Here is a 287-nt window from a genome sequence, read left to right on the forward strand (position 1 = left end):
CTGCAACTGTTGCCGTCCCGTCGCCTGGCTACTCTTTGCATCCGACTTCAACTCACGCACGACACGGTTATTCCAGTCGACCGCATCAGGCCGGAGCCCGCTCGGAAGCCTGACTTCGAATTCATACCCAGCCCCCAGAGCATTCCTGTAGTTCAAGTGTGTCTGGCGCCCACGGGCCACGTCCGCATTTTCCCCAGATGTGAACTGCCCCTTCTCGTTACGGGCGACACCGCATCCGTTGCTATTGTGAACGAGGACCGGCGCAGCCCCTGCCAGCACATAGTACG

1 protein-coding gene is annotated in these 287 nt (G+C 59.9%); it reads right to left on the reverse strand.

Going from position 1 to position 287, the window contains the following annotated elements; translation table 11 throughout:
- On the reverse strand, nucleotides 1–279 hold a 279-nt coding region (locus tag ACSNOK_RS33840; RefSeq protein WP_436784580.1), incomplete at its 3' end, for a hypothetical protein.
- Between the last annotated feature and the right edge of the window lie 8 nt (nucleotides 280–287).

Origin of the sequence: Streptomyces sp. URMC 126 (genome assembly GCF_051386555.1) — a bacterium.
Lineage (GTDB): Bacteria > Actinomycetota > Actinomycetes > Streptomycetales > Streptomycetaceae > Streptomyces.